19 protein-coding genes are annotated in these 18,701 nt (G+C 66.4%); 15 read left to right on the top strand and 4 right to left on the bottom strand.

Annotated elements, in window-relative coordinates; all coding sequences use genetic code 11:
- The first annotated feature begins 705 nt into the window (after nt 1–705).
- Nucleotides 706–2,484, top strand: a complete 1,779-nt coding sequence (locus WKW79_RS25720) for a nitrite/sulfite reductase (RefSeq protein ID WP_340338064.1) — start codon at nt 706–708, stop codon at nt 2,482–2,484.
- Nucleotides 2,481–2,876: a DUF934 domain-containing protein gene (locus WKW79_RS25725; protein WP_340338065.1), complete on the top strand. Its 396-nt coding sequence runs from the start codon at nt 2,481–2,483 to the stop codon at nt 2,874–2,876. Before WKW79_RS25720 ends, WKW79_RS25725 begins: the two co-directional genes overlap by 4 nt.
- A 152-nt stretch (nt 2,877–3,028) precedes the next feature.
- Here WKW79_RS25725 and WKW79_RS25730 read toward each other — a convergent pair whose 3' ends face one another.
- Nucleotides 3,029–3,352 carry a hypothetical protein gene (locus WKW79_RS25730; protein WP_340338066.1) on the bottom strand — a complete coding sequence of 108 codons (324 nt, stop codon included), beginning with the start codon at nt 3,350–3,352 and terminating at the stop codon, nt 3,029–3,031.
- Nucleotides 3,353–3,757: 405 nt separating this feature from the next.
- On the opposite strand from WKW79_RS25730, the gene WKW79_RS25735 reads away from it, so the two are divergent.
- The 5 genes from WKW79_RS25735 (at nt 3,758) to WKW79_RS25755 (ending at nt 8,530) form a co-directional block, all read left to right on the top strand.
- Nucleotides 3,758–4,576 (top strand): phosphoadenylyl-sulfate reductase, encoded by an 819-nt coding sequence (locus tag WKW79_RS25735; protein ID WP_340338067.1) that lies wholly within the window; start codon nt 3,758–3,760, stop codon nt 4,574–4,576.
- A gap of 16 nt (nt 4,577–4,592) precedes the next feature.
- Complete coding sequence (gene cysD / locus WKW79_RS25740; RefSeq protein WP_340338068.1) at nt 4,593–5,543, top strand: sulfate adenylyltransferase subunit CysD; 951 nt, start codon at nt 4,593–4,595, stop codon at nt 5,541–5,543.
- A 109-nt stretch (nt 5,544–5,652) separates the two neighbouring features.
- Complete coding sequence (locus WKW79_RS25745; protein WP_422823966.1) at nt 5,653–6,999, top strand: sulfate adenylyltransferase subunit 1; 1,347 nt, start codon at nt 5,653–5,655, stop codon at nt 6,997–6,999.
- A gap of 41 nt (nt 7,000–7,040) precedes the next feature.
- Nucleotides 7,041–7,370, top strand: a complete 330-nt coding sequence (gene fdxA / locus WKW79_RS25750) for a ferredoxin FdxA (RefSeq protein ID WP_340338069.1) — start codon at nt 7,041–7,043, stop codon at nt 7,368–7,370.
- 146 nt (nt 7,371–7,516) lie between these two features.
- Nucleotides 7,517–8,530 (top strand): NAD(P)/FAD-dependent oxidoreductase, encoded by a 1,014-nt coding sequence (locus WKW79_RS25755; protein ID WP_340338070.1) that lies wholly within the window; start codon nt 7,517–7,519, stop codon nt 8,528–8,530.
- A 19-nt stretch (nt 8,531–8,549) separates the two neighbouring features.
- On the opposite strand, the gene WKW79_RS25760 is transcribed toward WKW79_RS25755, so the two are convergent.
- Entirely contained in the window at nt 8,550–9,665 is a 1,116-nt protein-coding gene (locus WKW79_RS25760; RefSeq protein ID WP_340338071.1) for an adenosine deaminase family protein, read from the bottom strand.
- Nucleotides 9,666–9,684: 19 nt separating this feature from the next.
- Entirely contained in the window at nt 9,685–11,070 is a 1,386-nt protein-coding gene (locus tag WKW79_RS25765; RefSeq protein ID WP_340338072.1) for an NCS2 family permease, read from the bottom strand.
- A gap of 125 nt (nt 11,071–11,195) precedes the next feature.
- Between WKW79_RS25765 and WKW79_RS25770 the strand changes: the two genes are divergently transcribed.
- A complete protein-coding gene (locus WKW79_RS25770) occupies nt 11,196–12,122 on the top strand; it encodes a LysR family transcriptional regulator (protein WP_340338073.1) in 927 nt (308 codons plus the stop codon).
- A 248-nt stretch (nt 12,123–12,370) separates the two neighbouring features.
- Nucleotides 12,371–13,708, top strand: coding sequence for a purine-cytosine permease family protein (locus WKW79_RS25775; protein ID WP_340338074.1), 1,338 nt, complete (start codon nt 12,371–12,373; stop codon nt 13,706–13,708).
- Here the strand turns inward: WKW79_RS25775 and thiD are convergent.
- Nucleotides 13,653–14,498: a bifunctional hydroxymethylpyrimidine kinase/phosphomethylpyrimidine kinase gene (thiD, locus tag WKW79_RS25780; protein WP_340338075.1), complete on the bottom strand. Its 846-nt coding sequence runs from the start codon at nt 14,496–14,498 to the stop codon at nt 13,653–13,655. The two genes, WKW79_RS25775 and thiD, sit on opposite strands and share 56 nt — an antisense overlap.
- A 23-nt stretch (nt 14,499–14,521) precedes the next feature.
- On the opposite strand from thiD, the gene WKW79_RS25785 reads away from it, so the two are divergent.
- The 6 genes from WKW79_RS25785 to WKW79_RS25810 all read left to right on the top strand — a co-directional run bounded on the left by WKW79_RS25785 (nt 14,522) and on the right by WKW79_RS25810 (nt 18,677).
- Nucleotides 14,522–15,610, top strand: a complete 1,089-nt coding sequence (locus WKW79_RS25785) for an FAD-dependent oxidoreductase (protein WP_340338076.1) — start codon at nt 14,522–14,524, stop codon at nt 15,608–15,610.
- Nucleotides 15,607–15,804 carry a sulfur carrier protein ThiS gene (gene thiS, locus WKW79_RS25790; RefSeq protein WP_340338077.1) on the top strand — a complete coding sequence of 66 codons (198 nt, stop codon included), beginning with the start codon at nt 15,607–15,609 and terminating at the stop codon, nt 15,802–15,804. Before WKW79_RS25785 ends, thiS begins: the two co-directional genes overlap by 4 nt.
- A gap of 38 nt (nt 15,805–15,842) precedes the next feature.
- Nucleotides 15,843–16,640 carry a thiazole synthase gene (locus WKW79_RS25795; RefSeq protein WP_340338078.1) on the top strand — a complete coding sequence of 266 codons (798 nt, stop codon included), beginning with the start codon at nt 15,843–15,845 and terminating at the stop codon, nt 16,638–16,640.
- Entirely contained in the window at nt 16,637–17,524 is an 888-nt protein-coding gene (locus WKW79_RS25800; RefSeq protein WP_340338079.1) for a thiamine phosphate synthase, read from the top strand. The genes WKW79_RS25795 and WKW79_RS25800 overlap by 4 nt, the downstream gene beginning before the upstream one ends.
- Nucleotides 17,525–17,623: 99 nt before the next feature.
- Complete coding sequence (locus WKW79_RS25805; protein ID WP_340338080.1) at nt 17,624–18,151, top strand: hypothetical protein; 528 nt, start codon at nt 17,624–17,626, stop codon at nt 18,149–18,151.
- A 67-nt stretch (nt 18,152–18,218) separates the two neighbouring features.
- Entirely contained in the window at nt 18,219–18,677 is a 459-nt protein-coding gene (locus WKW79_RS25810; RefSeq protein ID WP_340338081.1) for a phasin family protein, read from the top strand.
- Nucleotides 18,678–18,701: the final 24 nt, after the last annotated feature.

Genomic DNA, 18,701 nt, shown 5'->3' on the forward strand with positions numbered 1-18,701 from the left:
GAAAGGGGGAACGAGCTACAGTTATCCACAGTCGGCGTTCACGATGCCGGCCTCCGTCCCCGGGTCAAAGTTCAACCGGCAGGGTGGGTCAGAATTCAACCGGCGCCGACATGACAAGGCGCGATCTCGTAGTTGTCCTGCAAGGTCCTGTAGTCGACGCGCCTGGCGCGCGAAAAGAACATCCGCGCTTGCGCATGCGACAGCGCCACATCAGAGGGCCGACACGAGGCCGGCGCTGCCGAGCGGAAGTCCGCCACATACAAGTCGGTGAATCGGTCCCGCGCATATCCTGGCGCACCACAGGCAGCGAGGAACACCGCTGTGGCAAGCGCACCGACGCGGACAACTATTGCCATCGCGGAGCGGAGCGCCTGGCCAAGACCCGGCTGTCGATCAGCATCCCGTCCTTGTCGATGGTGGACATGTGTTTTCTCCCTGAAGTTGTCTTTGTGGAATCCGCCGCAATCGTAGCCTGCTGCATTGCAGCGAAAATGCACGCCACCGCACACTGACGGACCCATCGCCCTACCGGACCGCCTTATCCAGAACTCGCCAAAAACCCTGCGCCAACCCGCATGGCCATTGAGGAATAAGCTTATCCGCATAAGGCGTGCACCAAAAAATAGTTTGCTTCCATAAGCACTCCTCCGAGAATCGCCGCCTCTTGGGCTGGCGTTGGCCGCACCCGACTTCAAGACTTTCACGATGTACCAATACACAGATTTCGATCGCCAGTTCGTGCAGCAGCGCGCGGCGCAATTCCGCGACCAGTTGGAGCGCTGGCAAGCCGGCAAGCTGCATGAAGACGAGTTCCGCCCGCTGCGCCTGCAGAACGGCTGGTACGTCCAGCGTTACGCCCCGATGCTGCGCGTGGCCGTCCCCTACGGCGAACTCTCCAGCAAGCAACTGCGCGTGCTGGCCCGCATCGCGCGCGAATACGACGAGCCCGAGGCCGAGGTCTACAAGAACGCCCTCAAGACCCAGGGCAAGCTCGGCACGCACAAGCTGCCGACGCACTACGCGCACTTCTCGACGCGCCAGAACGTCCAGTACAACTGGATCCCGCTGTCCAAGTCCGCCGACGTGATGGACCTGCTGGCCTCGGTCAACATGCACGGCATCCAGACCAGCGGCAACTGCATCCGCAACATCACCAGCGACGAACGCGCCGGCATCGCCATCGACGAAGTGGCCGACCCGCGCCCCTACGCGGAAATCATGCGCCAGTGGAGCACGCTGCACCCCGAGTTCGCCTTCCTGCCGCGCAAGTTCAAGATCGCCATCACCGGCGCCTCCGAAGACCGCGCCGCCACCGGCTGGCATGACGTGGGCCTGAACCTGGTCAAGAACGCCGCCGGCGAAATCGGCTTCCGCGTGCAGGTCGGTGGCGGCATGGGCCGCACGCCGATCATCGGCACCGTGCTGCGCGAGTTCCTGCCGTGGAACCAGATCATGAATTACATCGAGGCCGTGGTGCGGGTCTACAACCGCTACGGCCGCCGTGACAACATCTACAAGGCGCGCATCAAGATCCTGGTGAAGGCCGAAGGCCAGCGCTACATCGACGACGTCGAGGCCGAATACAAGCAGATCGTCGAACACGACGGCGGCCCGCACACCATCACGCAGGCCGAGTACGACCGCGTCGCCGCCTCCTTCGTCCCGCCGACGCTGGCCACCCGCGTGCTGCAAAGCGCCGAGCAGACCGACGCCGACCTGCGCCGCTTTGCCGCCGACGACGTTCAATTCGCGCGCTGGCTGGCCCGCAACGTCGCGCCGCACAAGAACCCCGCGCTGCGCGCCGTCACGCTGTCCTTCAAGCGCCTGCACCAGGCGCCGGGCGATGCGGATGCCAACCAGCTCGAGACCATCGCCACGCTGGCCGACCGCTTCTCGGCCGGCGAAGCCCGCGTCACGCACGACCAGAACGTGGTGCTGCCCTGGGTCCACGCCGAAGACCTGCACGCCCTGTGGCTCAACGCCCGCGAGGCCGGCTTCGCCAGCGCCAACGTGCGCCTGCTGACCGACATGATCGCCTGCCCCGGCGGCGACTTCTGCGCGCTGGCCAACGCCCGCTCGATCCCGATCGCCGAAGCCATCACCGAGCGCTACCAGGACCTGGACGAGCTCGACGACCTCGGCGAGATCGACCTGCACATCAGCGGCTGCATCAACTCCTGCGGCCACCATCACAGCGGCCACATCGGCATCCTCGGCGTCGACAAGGACGGCAAGGAGTGGTACCAGGTCACCCTCGGAGGCTCCGACGGTTCGCTGCTCAGCGGCACGCCGCAGGCCGGCAAGGTGGTCGGCCCGTCGTTCTCGGCAGCCGAAGTGCCAGACGTGATCGAAGCCGTGCTCGGCACCTACCGCGACACGCGCAACGCCGGCGAGACCTTCATCGACACGCTGCGCCGCGTCGGCATCGACCCGTTCAAGGCTTCCGCCAACGGTGCGCGCTTCAAGGTGGAGGTGGCAGCATGAACCGCGCACTCCAGATCCTCGCCGCGGAAGAGCACATCGACGATGGCGACCCGAAGGTGCTCCAGCTCCCGAACGATGCCGACCCGCAGGCCATCGAGGTCTGCCTGGCCGACATCGAGCGCATCGACCTGGTGTTCCCCAAGTTCACCGACGGCCGCGCCTACAGCCAGGCCTTCCTGCTGCGCCGCCGGCTCGGCTTCAAGGGCGACATCCGCGCCACCGGCGACGTGCTGATCGACCAGTTGGTGCAGATGCAACGCACTGGCTTTTCCAGCGCGGTGCTGAAGGAAGGCGTCGACGCCTCCGATGCACAACGCCAGTTCGATCGCTTCGCGGCCTTCTACCAGGGCGACGCGGTGCAGACCGCGCCGCACTTCACCGCCACGGCCTGAGCCCGTAGCGTGCAACGCACCGGCAACCCGCTCGACGAGCGGTGCCGGCAAGCAGCGTGCATTCCGCGCCGCCCGGCGGAGACTTTGAGCAAGTCCTCCGCCGGCCCCACATCCGCCACCTTGGCAGTCACAGCTGCGAACTCTCGCCGCAACTACGTGCCTGAGGCCCTCGCGCGGCCACCCTCCTGTCCGCCCTGCGTCACCTCCTGGTGCGTCTCCTGCGCAAACTTGTCGGCCAGCGCCAGCAAGCCGCGCGCGCTGATCGGACCGCCATGGACATGGCGCGTGTAGTGCCAGTTGTGCAGCACGATCTCCAGGAAGGTGCCCTCCTCGACCGACACCACGTGCACGAACCCGTAGCGCGTGCGAATGGCGCCCAGCAAGGCCTTCTGGTCGGTCGAATCCTCGATCGGATGCAGCCCCCAGGACACGGGCTTGGTCACTGCCTGGCGCGAAGTGCTTGATTCGAAGTTCATTGGTTCTCCGGGGAACGTGGGCGACGGCTCGCACTGGACCTCGCTCACTCCAGCAAGGCTCGCATCATGAATGATCAATTGCCGTGCATTTTGGAAACCTTTGAAACCAAAAGCATTACAACTCCGCACTTGATCCCGACTGAGGCGCACTCGTCGGCTGGCTCGACCCTCACGATCCCTCGCCCCGCTTGCCGCAGAACGCCGGCTGCAACGCCTCGCCGCGTTCTTATCCGGATTGACGCCCTGATCGCCCCGCAACCCGCATGAACACTGGCGCATTTGCTTATCCGCATATAGCGCGAATAAAAAGATAGTTTGTTTTCATAAGCACCCTCCCTACAGTTCGATCCCGACCGAGCCCACGCTGCCAAGCACGGCGAGCCGGCCCTTGATCCCTCGATGCACATGAACGCCATTTCCCTCTACGCCAAGCCCTCCGCCGACTTCGACGCGAAGGTCGCCGAAAGCGTCGCGCTGTTGCAGCGTGCCGTCCGCGACTACGCACCCATCACGCAAGCTTCGAGCCTGGGTGCGGAGGACATGGTGGTCACCGACCTGTTGCAGCGCCACCATGTGCAGTCGTCCATCTTCGTGCTCGAGACCGGCAAGCTGCATCCGGAGACCGTCGCGCTGATCGACCGCCTCGAATCGCACTACGGCCGCGAAGTCGACCGCTACTATCCGAACCCCGCTGCCGCCGCCGCCTTCGTTGCCGAGAACGGCGAAGAAGCGATGTACCGCAGCCTCGGCCTGCGCAAAAGCTGCTGCGACATCCGCAAGATGGAGCCGCTGGAGCGCGCCCTCGCCGGCAAACGCGCCTGGATCACCGGCCTGCGCCGCGAGCAATCGGGTGCGCGCGCCGAGGTCGAATTCATCGAGCATTCGCAAGTCACCGACAGGAACGGTGTCGAAAGCACACGCACCAAGATCAACCCGCTGGCCCGCTGGACCTGGGGCGACGTGTGGCACTACATCGCGACCAACAAGGTGCCCTACAACCCGCTGCACGACCAGTTCTTCCCCAGCATCGGCTGCGCCCCCTGCACGCGCGCCGTCACCCTCGGCGAGGACTTCCGCTCCGGCCGCTGGTGGTGGGAGCAGGAAAGCGCCAAGGAATGCGGCCTGCACGTGGCTGCCGACGGCACGCACGAGGGCGAGGAGCCCGCGGCGTTCGAACCGTTGTCGGCCGTGTCCGTCATCCCGATCCGCGCCATCCCGAATTGAATTTCCACTGAGCCTCATGAACGCACGTACCGATACCGAACTGCTGCAACCGATGCACTCCCCTGCGCGCCTGTCCAACACGCACCTCGACGCGCTCGAGGAAGAAACCATCTTCATCCTTCGCGAAGTCGCTGCGGCCTTCGAACGCCCGACACTGCTGTTCTCCGGCGGCAAGGATTCACTGGTGCTGCTGAAGTGCGCCGAGAAGGCCTTCGGCGTGGGCCGCATTCCGTATCCGCTGCTGATGATCGACACCGGCCACAACTTCCCCGAAGTGACCGACTACCGTGACCAGCGTGCCAAGGAACTCGGCGCTGAACTCATCGTGCGCAGCGTCGAGGATTCGATGGCCCGCGGCACCGTTCGCCTGGCGCATCCCGGCGAGTCGCGCAACGCGCACCAGTCGGTGACGCTGCTCGAAGCCATCGAGGAATTCCGCTTCGACGCCCTCATCGGCGGTGCCCGCCGCGACGAGGAAAAGGCACGCGCCAAGGAGCGCATCTTTTCGCACCGCGATTCCTTCGGCCAATGGCAGCCGAAAGACCAGCGCCCGGAACTGTGGACCCTGTTCAACACGCGCCTGGCCCCGGGCGAACACTTCCGCGTGTTCCCGATCTCGAACTGGACCGAGCTCGACGTCTGGCAATACATCGAGCGCGAACACGTCGGCCTGCCGTCCATCTACTACACGCACAAGCGCGAAGTGGTCGAGCGCCGCGGCCTGCTGGTGCCGGTGACCGGCCTCACGCCGGCACGTGACGGCGAGCAGATCCAGGTGCGCGACGTGCGCTTCCGCACCGTCGGCGACATCACCACCACCTGCCCGGTCGAGAGCCTGGCCGCCGATGCCGGCGACGTGGTGATCGAGACGCTGAGCGTGGACGTGAGCGAGCGCGGCGCGACGCGCATGGACGACATGACCTCCGAGGCTTCGATGGAGAAGCGCAAAAAAGACGGCTACTTCTAGCCCACCCCCAAGGGCTTCGCCCTCCCCCTTCGAGGGGGCAACACCAGCGGCCCGGCAAAGCCGGTTCCGCGGTGTTTCCCGAACAGAGATCTGAGAGCTGGAGATTGATTTGAACGCGACGACTTTTTCTGAAGCATCGACCATTGCGCAAGCCGCCCATGGCGACACCAGCACGGCCCTGCGCTTCATCACCTGCGGCAGTGTCGACGACGGCAAGAGCACCTTGATCGGCCGCCTGCTGGTCGACAGCAAGACCGTGCTGCAAGACCAGCTGGCCGGCGTGCAGCGCGGCGGCGAGACCGACCTGGCCCTGCTCACCGACGGCCTCTCCGCCGAGCGCGAGCAAGGCATCACCATCGACGTCGCCTACCGCTATTTCTCGACCGCCAAGCGCAAGTTCATCATCGGCGACGCGCCGGGCCATGAGCAGTACACGCGCAACATGGTCACCGCCGCCTCGGCCGCCGACGCCGCCGTGGTGCTGGTCGATGCCACCAAGCTGCCCTGGGCCGGCGAAGTGGCCGACGGCGAGATCGTCGTTCAGGACTTGCTGCCGCAGACGCGCCGCCACACCCTGCTGTGCAACCTGCTGCGCGTGCAATCCATTGTGTTCGCAGTCAACAAGCTCGACGCGATGAACGATGCCGAGGTCGCCTTCGAGCGCATCTCGACTGCGCTCATCGCCTTCGCCGAAGCGGCCGGCGTGCAAGTCGCGGCCATCGTGCCGATCTCCGCGCTCAAGGGCTGGAACGTGGCCTCGCGCCATGCCGACTGGTGCAACTACGAAGGCCCGAGCCTGCTCGAACTGCTGGAGCAACTGCCCGTAACCGAGAAGGACGAGGCCGTGCCCTTCGCCTTCCCGGTGCAGTGGGTCGAGAAGTTCTCCTCGTCGGCCGACACCTCGCAAGGCCGTCGCGTGTTCTGGGGCCGTGTGGCCAGCGGCCACATCGAACCCGGCCAGCGCGTGACCGTGCTGCCGAGCAAGCAGACCGCCACCGTGGCCCAGGTGCTGAACCATGTGCGCCAGCCGCACGCCGTGCATGCGGGCCACAGCGCCGGCATCGTCCTGGACCGTGAGCTCGACGTCTCGCGCGGCGACTGGCTGCTGGAGCCCGAAGCCTTCGAGCCGGTGCGCGAGATCACGGCCACCATCGCCTGGCTCGACGACGAGCCGCTGGTCGCGGGCCGCGTCTACTGGGCGCTGCAGGGCCATCGTTGGGTCAAGGCCAAGGTCGCGCGCATCATCGACCGCGTCAACATCACGACGCTCGGCTCTGAGCCCGCCACCCAGCTGGAAGCCAATTCGATCGGCGACGTGGTGCTGTCGTTGCAGCAGCCGCTGGCCGTGCTGCCCTTCACCAGATCGCGCGCGCTCGGCTCGCTGGTGCTGGTCGACACAGCCACCCACAAGACCTCTGCAGCCGTGCTCGTGCAGCCTTCCGCCACAACCAACTAAAATAGCGGGTTTCCCCCGATCACCAGCTTCAGCAAAAGAACATGACCCACGTCGTCTCCGAATCCTGCATCCGTTGCAAATACACCGACTGTGTGGACGTGTGCCCCGTGGACTGCTTCCGCGAAGGCCCCAACATGCTGGTGATCGACCCCGACGAATGCATCGACTGCGCCGTGTGCATCCCGGAGTGCCCCGTCAACGCGATCTACGCCGAGGAAGACCTCCCGGCCAACCAGATCGCCTTCATCAAGCTCAACGCCGAACTTTCGCTGGCCGACGGCTGGAAGAGCATCACCAAGCGCAAGCCCGCGCTGCCGGATGCGGAAGAGTGGAAGGATGTGACGGACAAGATTGGCGAGTTGGTTCGCTGAACTGTTTGAAACGGACATCCGCACGCAGAGGACGCGAAGGTTTCGCGAAGGACGCGAAAGGACATCCGAAATTCTCTCCTTGACTCTTTTGCGTTCTTCGCGCACTTCGGCGCTCTTCCTGGCGGCTCGCGACCGCTTTCGAGTCAATGCAGCCTCTCATTGAAACCGACGCGCTGATCATCGGCGCCGGCCCGGTCGGGCTGTTCCAGGCCTTCCAGCTCGGGCTGCTCGAGATCTCCTGCCATATCGTCGACGCGCTGCCCCGTGCGGGCGGCCAATGCGTCGAGCTGTATGGCGACAAGCCCATCTACGACATTCCCGGCACGCCGCGCACGACCGGGCGTGGGCTGGTCGAATCCCTGCTCGAGCAGATCGCGCCGTTCAAGCCGACCTTCCACTACGGCGAGCAGATCGCGACGCTGGAACGCCAGCCGGATGGTCGCCTGCTGCTGGGTACTTCGGCAGGCAAATCCTTTCTGGCGAAGACCGTCTTCATCGCAGCCGGCGTCGGCGCGTTCGTGCCGCGTCGCATGACGGTCGAAGGCATCGCGCGCTTCGAGGGCACAAAGCTTTTCTACCACCCCGATGCGCTGGAGCGCTTCGCCGGCCAGGACGTCGTCGTGCACGGCGGCGACGATGCAGCCCTCGACACCGCGTTGTCACTGGTCGGCCAAGTCAAGCAGGTCACCCTGCTCTTCCGCCGCGATGCCTTTAATGCCGACGACGCGCTGGTGGCGCGTTTCCGCGAAGCCGTCTCCGCAGGCGCAGTGAAACTGGTCATCGGCCAACCCACGACCTTCGACGGCACGCAGGTACAGGTGGCAACACCCGACGGACAAACCATCGAACTCCCCGTCGACGCCCTGATCGCCTGCCTCGGCATCTCCCCCCGCCTCGGCCCCATTGCCGATTGGGGCCTGGAACTGGAGCGCAAGCAGGTCCCGGTCGACACCGAGCGCTTCGAAACCCGCGAGCGCGGCGTCTTCGCAGTGGGCGACATCAACACCTATCCCGGCAAGAAGAAGCTCATCGTCTGCGGCTTCCACGAGGCCACCCTGGCCGCCTGGGCCGCCACCACCATCGTCTTTCCGGGCCAGTCGATCCCGCTGCAATACACCACGACCAGCACGCGCTTGCACACGCTGCTCGGCGTCGGCTGAACCTCCAGAAACGCGGCGTTCAGCCTGTCACCTTCGCGGCGCCGACAGCGCTGGCGAGGACGTCGAATTCATCCGACCATTCACGCATCCACGCATCGCGCGTGCTGCCGTCGATCCAGGCTGCGCGAAGCCCGTTCAGCATGAAGTCGCGGAGTTGCGCAATCGAGCAGCCCAGGTGCGTGTACATCAGTTGCCAGGCACCCGTCGGTGTCACGTTGTGCATCGTCGGGTCGTCGGTGTTGGGATGGACAGCGAGGCCGAGTTGCACCATGCGCCGGATCGGATGGTCCAGCGCCCAACGCTCCGGCGGCAAGGTGCGCAGGTAGTGCGAGTTGGTCGGCACCACCGTGAACACGATGCCGCGCTCGGCGTATTGGCGCGCAAGCTCGGGGTTATCGACGATGGTGTAGCCGTGGTCGATGCGGTCGCAGTGCAGCAACTCGACCGCGGTGCGTACATTGGGCCAGGGCATCCCGAACTCGCCTGCGTGAGCCGTCGTGCGCAGCCCGGCACGTCGGGCGCTGGCGTAGGCGGTGGCGAACCATTCCGGCGGATGGTCCACCTCGCGGTAGTCCATGCCGATGCCCACCACCTCGGGAACGCGGTGCGTCGTCACCCAGTCGACCATGGCGACGGCTTCGGCGGGGTCGGCTTCCCGATCGATGCTCGGCACCAGGCGGCCGATGATGCCGTGGTCCCGTTCGGCATCGCGGATGCCGGCGACGATGGCGGCTTGCGCCTCGGGATAGGGGATGCCGGAGACGCGGACCGTGCCTGTCGGATTCCAGAAGAACTCGCTGTAGCGCACGCCGTGGGCTGCCGCGTCTTCGAGGTATTCGAAGGTGATCCGGTAGAGGTCATCCGCGGACACCAGCAGGTACTGGTCGAGCGCGCGAAGTGCCTTCAGCACGCCGACCGGCTTCTCGCCACGGATGTAGAAGGCGTCGATTTCCTGCGTCGACATCGGCGCCCCGCTCTTGCGCGCCAGCGCGGCAAAGGTCGCATGGCGCACGCTGCCGAGCAGGTGGCAGTGCAGTTCCGCCTTGGGCATCTGGCGAAACAGCGCGTGGTGCGCTGGGGTCAGCGCCGGGGAGGTCGGCGCCGGTGGCATCACGCCGTGGGTTTCGTAGTTCATGGGATCGGGAGAGCTGTGCTCAATGCGGATGCACGATGGTCCAGAAGTAGTACGCCATGGGCGCGGCCAGCACGTACATGCCCCAGTGCAACTCGCGCGGCCGGCCGCTCAGCAACTTCACCAGCACGAAGCACAGCAAGCCACCCGCGATGCCGGTGCCGAAGCTGTTCGACAACAAGGTCAGCAGCACCATCAGCATCACCGGCAGTCCATCGCTGAAGTGCTCGAAGTCGACGTGCCGGATGGTGCTGAACATCGACAGGCCGATGACGATCAGCGCTGGCGCCGTCGCCTCCTTCGGGATGGCCAGCGCGATCGGAATGAAGAACAGCATCAGCGCGAACATCACCGCGGCGGCCAGGGCCGCCAGGCCCGTGCGCCCGCCCGCCTCCACGCCGGCCGCAGACTCGATCAAGGCGGTCAGCGCCGGCACGCCCAGTGCGGCGCCCACCGTTGCCGCGATCGAATCGACGACGAAGGGGCGGTTCACATCCGGCATGTTCCCGTGCGCGTCGAGCAGGCCCGCCTTGGCGCCCACGGCCAGCGTCGTCCCCAGCGTCGAGAAGAACTCCGACGCAAAGAACACGAACATGAACGGCGCCGCCGCAAGGGTCAGCGCGTCGGCGATGTTCAACTGGAAGGCCACCGGCGCCATGCTGTGCGGCAGCGCGACCCACTCGCCGGGCAGCTTCGTGACACCAAGCGGAATGCCGGCGAGTGCGGCAAGGATGATCGCGAGCAGGATCGCGCCCGGCAGCTTGCGTCCTTGCAGGAAGACGATCAGGGCCAGGCCGATCAGGGCGACCCACACGCCTGGGTGGGTGAAATCGCCCAGCGCGTAGGCATTGGTCTTGGCATTGGCGACCAGCATGCCCGCGTTGCGGAAGCCCAGGACGGCAATGAAGATCCCGATCGAGGCGCCCAGGCCCATCTTGATCTGCATCGGGATGATGCGCGTCACCACGCTGCGCGCACCGGCGAGCGTCAGCGCGAGGAACAACAAGCCCGACAGGCACGCGATGCCCAGGCCCGTCTGCCACGGCATGTGCGCCTCGGCGGCGAGCGTCACGCCCAGCAGCACCGAGCCGCCGATGCCAGGGCCGACGAGAAAAGGCAGGTTCGCATAAAGGGCCATGAAGGTCGTCCCCAGCGCAATCACGACGATGGTCGCCGTGGTGGCCGCACCCCGGTCCATGCCGCCGACGGCCAGAAGCGACGGAATGACCACCAGCAGATAGGCCGCCGCCAGGAACGATGTCAGGCCGGCGGTCAGTTCGACGCGTGGGTTCGTGCCTCTTGCGTGCAGCTTGAAGCGTCGCTCGAGCCAGGATGCCCCCCGCACCCCGGGCGACGAATTCATGGAAGGCGGCTGAAGGGGCGAATCGGCATCGATGAGCGTGGACATGGCGGGCCTCGGCGTGTGGCGGAAACGGCGACCAGACCGGCATTGCGGCTGGAACGGAATCGAGTCTAGGATCCGGATCTCGATAAAGACAGCCAATATTTTTTATAGAAGCATTGATCCAGCTTATGGCCGAGAAAGCCCCTGTCGCGCCCCGGATTCCCCTGCTGCCCGCACTCACCCTGCGCCAGGTGCAGTACTTCGTCGTGCTCGCGCATGCCCGCAGTTTCACCCTGGCCGCGCAAAGCCTGTCGATCAGCCAGCCGGCGCTGACCGCGGCGATCCGGCAGATCGAGTTCCTGCTCGGGGGACGTCTCTTCGATCGTTCTTCGCACCTGCTCGCCCTCACCGAGGCGGGAACCAATGTGTTGCCGCTCGCGGAGCGCCTGCTCAATACCGCCCTCGGCACCTTCGACGACGTGGCCAGCCTGTTGGCCGAAGGCGTCCAGACCGTGCGCATCGGGCTGATTCCTTCCGCCGCGGACTGGCTGATGCCCCGCCTCAAGACGCTGCGCGCACAACAGCCCGGCCTGGTGTTCAGGCTCTCCGACATGTCGAACACCGCACTCATCGAGGCCGTGCAGAGCCGACGCGTCGATGTCGGCATCGGCGTCAAGGATGCGCAGGCGCTCCGGCACGACCTCGTGTTCGAGGACCTGTTCGAGGACGACATCGTCGTCGTCGTGCATGCCAAGGACCCTTTGGCACGCCACAAGAAGGTCGCCTGGGCACAACTCGCGGGACAAGCGCTCGCCGTGTTCGCGCATGGGAATGTCAGCGAGACCTTGGCGCAGGCCGGCACCGCCTTGGGGCTGCAGCTCAGGCCGTCGTTCCAGATGGATTACGTCGAACCCATCCATGCGCTGGTTCGAAACCAGATGGCCTTGGCGATCATGCCGCGCCTGTACACGCTGAACCTGCATGACCCGGTGCTGGTGACGCTCGGGCTCACGCAACCGCATGTCACCCGGACGATTTCCATGCTCTCTGCCGCGATGGAAGACCGCAGTCCGCAGGTGGCCGCCTGCCGCGCGTGGATTTCCCGGCAGGTCTGAAGCCTTGCCGGCGACACGACGCACCGTCCGGCGTCGAAGCCTAGAATGCAGGTTCGCTAGGGGTGCTGGGTCGGCTTGCCGTCCCGGCTGAGAAAGTCCCTTTGAACCTGATAGCGCCCCCGTGCTTGCATGGAGGCCCGAGGTAATCCTCGCGCAGGGAAGCTGGTCCGGCGGCCTCCACGTTGTCTCGCGTGCACTCACAGCCATCGGACCGCGACCTGCCAATCACTTTGCAATGGAGCAAATGGATGGCGCAGCCTTCTGACAATTCTTCTTCCCCGGCCCGCAACGAGGCACTCACGCCGTTGCCGGATTCCGCCCGCGCCTTCCGCTGGCACGACCATGCGTCGCTGTGGTTCAGTCTGGGCGTCGGCCTGCTGGTGATGCAGGTCGGGGCCTACCTGGTGCCCGCCGTGGGCACCCGCGACGCGGTTGTGGCCATCCTGCTCGGCTCCTGCGTCGGCGCCGGGCTGCTGGCCTGGACCGCGCGGCTCGGCTGCGAAAGCGGGCTGGCAAGCGCCGGCCTCATGCATGCGACCTACGGCAGCGCCTTCGCGCGACTGCCAGTGCTGCTCAACATCGTGCAACTGGTGGGCTGGACCACCTTCGAGATCGTCGTGATGCGCGAGGGTACGCAGGCGATCGGCAAGCAGGCCTTCGGGCTGGCGCTGGACAGCACGACCGGCATGCTGCTCACCACGCTGCTCTGGGGCGCGGTGCTGCTGGCGCTGCTCGCCGGTTCGATGGTGAAGCTGGTGCGCCGTTTCGTCAGCCGCTTCGGGCTGCCGCTGGTCGTGATCTCGCTGGTCTGGCTCACCTGGCAGTTCGCCGGGCAATTGAATGCCAAGGGCTTCGAGGCCTTCTGGTCGCGCGCCGGCGACGGCAGCATGGGCATGTTCAGCGCGCTCGACCTGGTGATCGCCATGCCGGTGTCCTGGCTGCCGCTGGTGGCCGACTATGCGCGCCATGGCCAGCGCAGTGGCGGCGGCTTGGGCAGCGCCTTCAGCGGCACCTGGGTCGGCTACCTGGTGGCCAACATCTGGTGCTATGCGCTGGGCGTGATGGTGGTGAGTTCGGCCGACACCGGCACCAGCCTCGTCACCGCGATTCTGCTCGCGCAAGGCGGCCTGCTCGCGCTGGGCCTCATCCTCGTCGACGAACTCGACAATGCCTATGGCGACGTGTATTCCGGCGCCGTGTCCACCCACAGCCTGCTGCCCCAATGGAGCGTGAAGCAATGGGGGCTGCTGATCGGGGCGCTGTGCGTCGTGCTGGCGCTGTTCCTGCCGATGCACGCGCTGGAACCCTTCCTGCTGCTGTTGAGCTCGGTGTTCGTGCCGCTCTACGGCGTGATCCTCGGGCGACTGGGCACCGGCGTGGCGCCGACCCAGGTGGGCACGCGGCGCGTCGACTGGAGCGCCGCCGCCATCTGGATCATCGGCATCGTGCTGTACCACAGCCTTGCCAAGTGGGCGCCGCAGTTCGGCTCCGCCCTGCCGACGCTGCTGCTGACCTTCGTGACCGCCTGGCTCAGCCGGGCACCGGCGACAGGCGGTGCATCGGCACTGGCGCAAAGCCGTGGTTGAGCGGGCCGTGGCCTGCGCCGACCTTCACGTCGACGCCGGCCGTCATCGCGCCGATCACATAGGCTCGCGCCTGCTGCACGGCCTCGGGCAGCGCGTGGCCGAGTGCAAGGTACGCCGCGATCGCCGAGGAGAGCGTGCAGCCGGTGCCATGCAGGTTCTGGCTCGCGATGCGGGCCGAGCCGAAGCGTCGCGCCGGGCTGCCAGCCTCTGCCAGCACGTCGACGATCTCCTCGCCCTTCAGGTGACCGCCCTTGAGCAGCACCGCATGCGCGCCGAGCGCCAGCAGGTCGCTGGCCGCGCGGTCGAGGCCGTCCACGCCATCGATCTCGCGCCCGATCAGCAAGGCCGCTTCGTCCAGGTTCGGCGTGATGACCATCGCACGCGGGAACAAGTCGTTCACGAGCCGCTGCACCGTCGCGTTCTCGATCAGGCGATCACCGCTGGTCGCGACCATCACCGGGTCCAGCACCACGTTGGGCAGCTTGTAGTGGTCGATGGCCCAGGCCACCACTTCCACCACCTCGGGCGCATGCAGCATGCCCAGCTTGACCGCGTCGACGCCGATGTCCTCCACCACCGCCTGGATCTGCGCCTTCAGGAAAGCCGGCGGCACCGCGAAGATGCCGCTCACGCCGCAGGTGTTCTGCGCGGTCAGCGCGGTGATCGCGGTCATGCCGTAGCAGCCGAGCGCACTGAAGGTCTTGAGGTCGGCCTGGATGCCGGCACCGCCGCCACTGTCGGAACCGGCGATCGAAAGCACGCGCGCGTAGCGCAAGGAAGCATTGGTCATTCGCAAAATTATCAACCACCCGCATGAACTCTCCTGAAGCGCTTCCGTTCGACGCAGCCACCGTGCTGGGCGCCGGCCTCATGGGCCGGTTGCTGGCGCTGACGCTGGCGCGGCGCGGATGCCAGGTCTCGTTGCACGATGCAGGCGGCCAGGAGGCCGATGGTGCCGCAGCGCGCGTGGCGGCCGCCATGCTGGCCCCGCTGGCCGAATCGGCGGTGGCGCCCGCCTCGGTGGTGCGCATGGGCCAATACGGGCTCGACCGCTGGCCTGAGCTGCTGGAATCGCTCGCGCAACCCGTCTTTTTCCAGCGCGAAGGCACGCTGGTGCTGTGGCATCGCCAGGATGCGCCCGAAGCCGCCCGCTTTGCTGGGGTGCTCGCTCGCACCGTCAGCGAAGTGCCCGGACTGCCCGCGATGCAGCGGCTCGATGCGGCGGGTGTCGACGCCATCGAGCCGGCCATCGGCAAGCGCTTCGCACAAGGCCTGCTGCTGCCCGGCGAAGGCCAACTCGACAACCGGCAGCTGCTCGCCGCTTTGTTGACGTCCCTGCAAGCACTGCCCAACGTGCGAATGCATTGGCACAGCGCACGCGCTCCCGGTGACTTCGAGCCTGGCGAGTCCGAGCGCATCATCGATTGCCGCGGACTCGGCGCCAAGCCGCAATGGTCCAACCTGCGCGGCGTGCGTGGTGAGGTGATCCGCGTGCATGCGCCCGAGGTCAGCCTGCGCCGCCCAACGCGCCTCGTGCACCCGCGCTACCCGCTCTACATCGCACCCAAGCCGGACGGCGTGTTCGTCATCGGCGCAACCGAGATCGAGTCCGAGGACATGTCCCCCGCCAGCGTGCGCTCCACGCTGGAACTGCTGAGCGCCGCCTATTCGGTACACAGCGGTTTTGCGGAAGCGCGCATCCTGGAAATCTCGACACAATGCCGCCCCACGCTGCCGGACAACCTGCCCGCCATCCGATGGCTCGCGCCGCGCGTCATGCAGGTCAACGGCCTGTACCGCCACGGCTTCCTCATCGCACCGGCGATGCTGGACACCACCATCGAACTCTTGACCGCCAACACCTCGGCGCTGGCCTCAAGCTTCGCTCTCGCAACCGAATGAACATCCTGATCAACGACACCCCCCGCGAGTTGCCGGCCGGCGCGACGCTGGCCGACGCGATCGCCCTGCTGGCCCCGGTGCCGCCCTATGCCGCCGCCGTCAACAAGCAATTCGTTCCGCGCTCCGGCTACGCCGCCTGCGCGTTGCACGACGACGACCAGGTCGAAGTGATCCGCCCCGTCACCGGCGGCTGACACCGCATCACCAGAACAGCGCCATGAAAAGAGATCCCATGAACGCAAACGACCCGCTGGTCCTCTACGGCCAGACCTTCCACAGCCGCCTGCTCCTTGGCACCGCGCGCTACCCCGCGCCCGACGTCCTCGAGGCTGCAGTCAAGCGCGCAAGACCCGCCATGCTGACCGCCTCCCTGCGACGCCAGATCGCCTCGCCCTCCGACCGGCAGGACAACGGCTTCTGGGAACTGCTGCGCCGGCTCGACGTGCCCGTGCTGCCCAACACCGCCGGCTGCCACAGCGTGCAGGAAGTGATCGCGACCGCGCAGATGGCGCGCGAGCTGTTCGACACGCCATGGATCAAGCTCGAACTGATCGGCGACGACTACACCCTGCAGCCCGACACGCTCAACCTCGTCGATGCCGCCTCGCAACTGATCCGCCACGGCTTCCAGGTGCTGCCCTACTGCACCGAGGACCTCGTGCTATGCCAGCGCCTCGTCGACGTCGGCTGCCAGGCCGTCATGCCTTGGGCCGCGCCCATCGGCACCGGCCGTGGCCCCGTCAACCCCTATGCCTTGCAACTGTTGAGAGAGCGGCTCGATGTGCCGATGCTGGTCGACGCCGGCCTGGGCCTGCCCTCGCATGCCTGCCAGGTCATGGAATGGGGCTACGACGGCGTGCTGCTGAACACCGCCGTTGCGCTGGCGCAGGACCCGGTGGCGATGGCCGGTGCCTTCGCCGACGCGGTGCAGGCCGGCCGCGCAGCACGCCGCGCCGGCGCCATGTCCGCCCAAGAGTCGGCCCAGCCGAGCACCCCCGTTCTGGGCACCCCTTTCTGGCACCAGGCATGACCGCAGCACCTTCCGCACAAGCCATCTTCGACGCCCACACCGCGCGCTTCGGCGCCGCAACTGGCGATATCGCTGCAAGCTTCACCCGCGACGACCCCGTCTATCGCGCGGCCAAGGAAGCGTGCCTCCGTCTCGGCTTCATCGAATCGGATGCAGAAGTCCTCGCCCAAGCCTGGCAAGCCCGCAGCGCGCGCCTCGGCTTCGACGCCGCAGCCTGGCCCGAAGACCCCATCGACTTCGGTATCCAGCCCTGGCCGCGCGACAACGCCTTCGCGCCATGTCCCAAGGCTTTGGGCCTCTACGCCGTGCTGCCCGATGCCGCCTGGGTCGGCCGCATGGCGCGCGCCGGCGTGCCCACGGTGCAGTTGCGCTTCAAGTCCAATGACCCACGCGCGGTCGAGCGCGAAGTGCGCGCAGCCATCGATGCCGTTGCCGGCACGTCCTCGCTGCTCTTCATCAACGATCACTGGCAAGTCGCCATCGACGCCGGCGCCTACGGTGTCCACCTCGGGCAGGAAGACATCGACGAGGCCGACCTCGGCGCCATCCGCACCGCCGGCCTGCGCCTTGGGCTCAGCACGCACGGCTACGCCGAAATGCTCCGCGTCGACGCCCTGAGCCCCAGCTACATCGCCATGGGCGCCGTGTTCCCGACCACGTTGAAGGACATGCCCACCGCCCCACAGGGCCCGGCCCGCCTCGCCGCCTATGCCAGGCTGCTGCGCGACTATCCGCTGGTCGCCATCGGTGGCATCGACCTGGGCAAGCTGCCGGACGTCCTGCCAAGCGGCGTCGGCTCCGTGGCCGTGGTCCGCGCGCTGGTGGCCGCCGAGTCTCCCGAGGCGGAAGTCGAGCGCTTCAAACAGGTGCTGCAAAACTGCTAGAGCAGTTGCCCTAACTATCGACACGTTCTAGCTTTTTCCGACTAGGTGTTTGCTGGGAACATACGTTTCATTCCAAACCCCTCTTCACAGGAAAAGATCATGTCGAACCAATCCCTCGCCACCGTTGCCACCCACGTCGTCGACCAGTACAGCGCTGCCGGCAAGACCCTGAACAACGCCTACCGCGCCACCGTCGAGCGCGTGCTCGGCGACGCCAAGGGCCGTTTCGTCAAGGCCCTGGAAGCCCGCTCGCTGCCCCTGATCAACGACCAGGTCAAGTCGGAACTCGTGAACGCGCAAGACGTCCTGGCTGGCTTCATGCTCAAGGGCGTGCAAACCGCCTACGACCGCGCTGACCAAGCCATCGAAACGATCGCCACGCGCACCAACAGCGGCATCCAGTCGATCGACAGCACCGTCGCTCGCGTCGAATCCGCTTTCAACATCGCCAACCTCGACGCCGTGCGCGCCCTGGTCGCACCGGGCGCCACGCTGGCTTCGCAAATCGCCGACAAGGTTGCCGAAGGCGCCAAGGCCCTGGAAGCCCGCATCGGTGCCGTCGTCGAACAAGGCACGGAAGTCGCCGTCGTTGCCAAGCCGGCACGCCGCGTCGCTCGCAAGGCTTAAGCCAAGGCTCAAGTCCTGATAGGCTGCATGCCTGCGCCATGAAATTGGGCGCCCCACGAAAGTTCGCATGCCATCGCCCACCGCCAAGAAGACTGTCGCGTCCAAGAGCTCCAAACCCAAGACCGTTGCCGCCGTCAACGACGCGCGCAAGGTCAAGGCCAAGGCCAAGGAGCCAGCGGCAGACAAATCGGGCGGGCCGGGCGAGAACCTGCTGACCGTGGGCCTCAAGGTCCTGGGCGACGCACGCAACCATCAGAACCGGGTCGTCGAATCCCTGCTCGGCATTCCCAAGGGCACGCCCACCGGGACCCGCCCTGCCGGCAAGAAGACCCCGCTCGATACGCTGGGCGACACCCTCGGCTTTCGCAAGCTCGAGGACGTGTTCGACCAGCGCATCGCCGCCGCCCTGGTGCGGCTCGGCATTCCCACCGCTGAGGAATTGGCCAGCTTGCGCAGGCAGGTCAACCAGTTGATCGAAGAGCGCGACAAGGCACTCGCGCAGGCGCAACCCCGCCGCAAACGCTGACCCCTGCGACGCGCATCGCGCCGG

The sequence above is a fragment of the Variovorax robiniae genome, from assembly GCF_037889955.1.
In the GTDB taxonomy this organism is placed as follows: Bacteria; Pseudomonadota; Gammaproteobacteria; order Burkholderiales; family Burkholderiaceae_C; genus Variovorax; species Variovorax robiniae.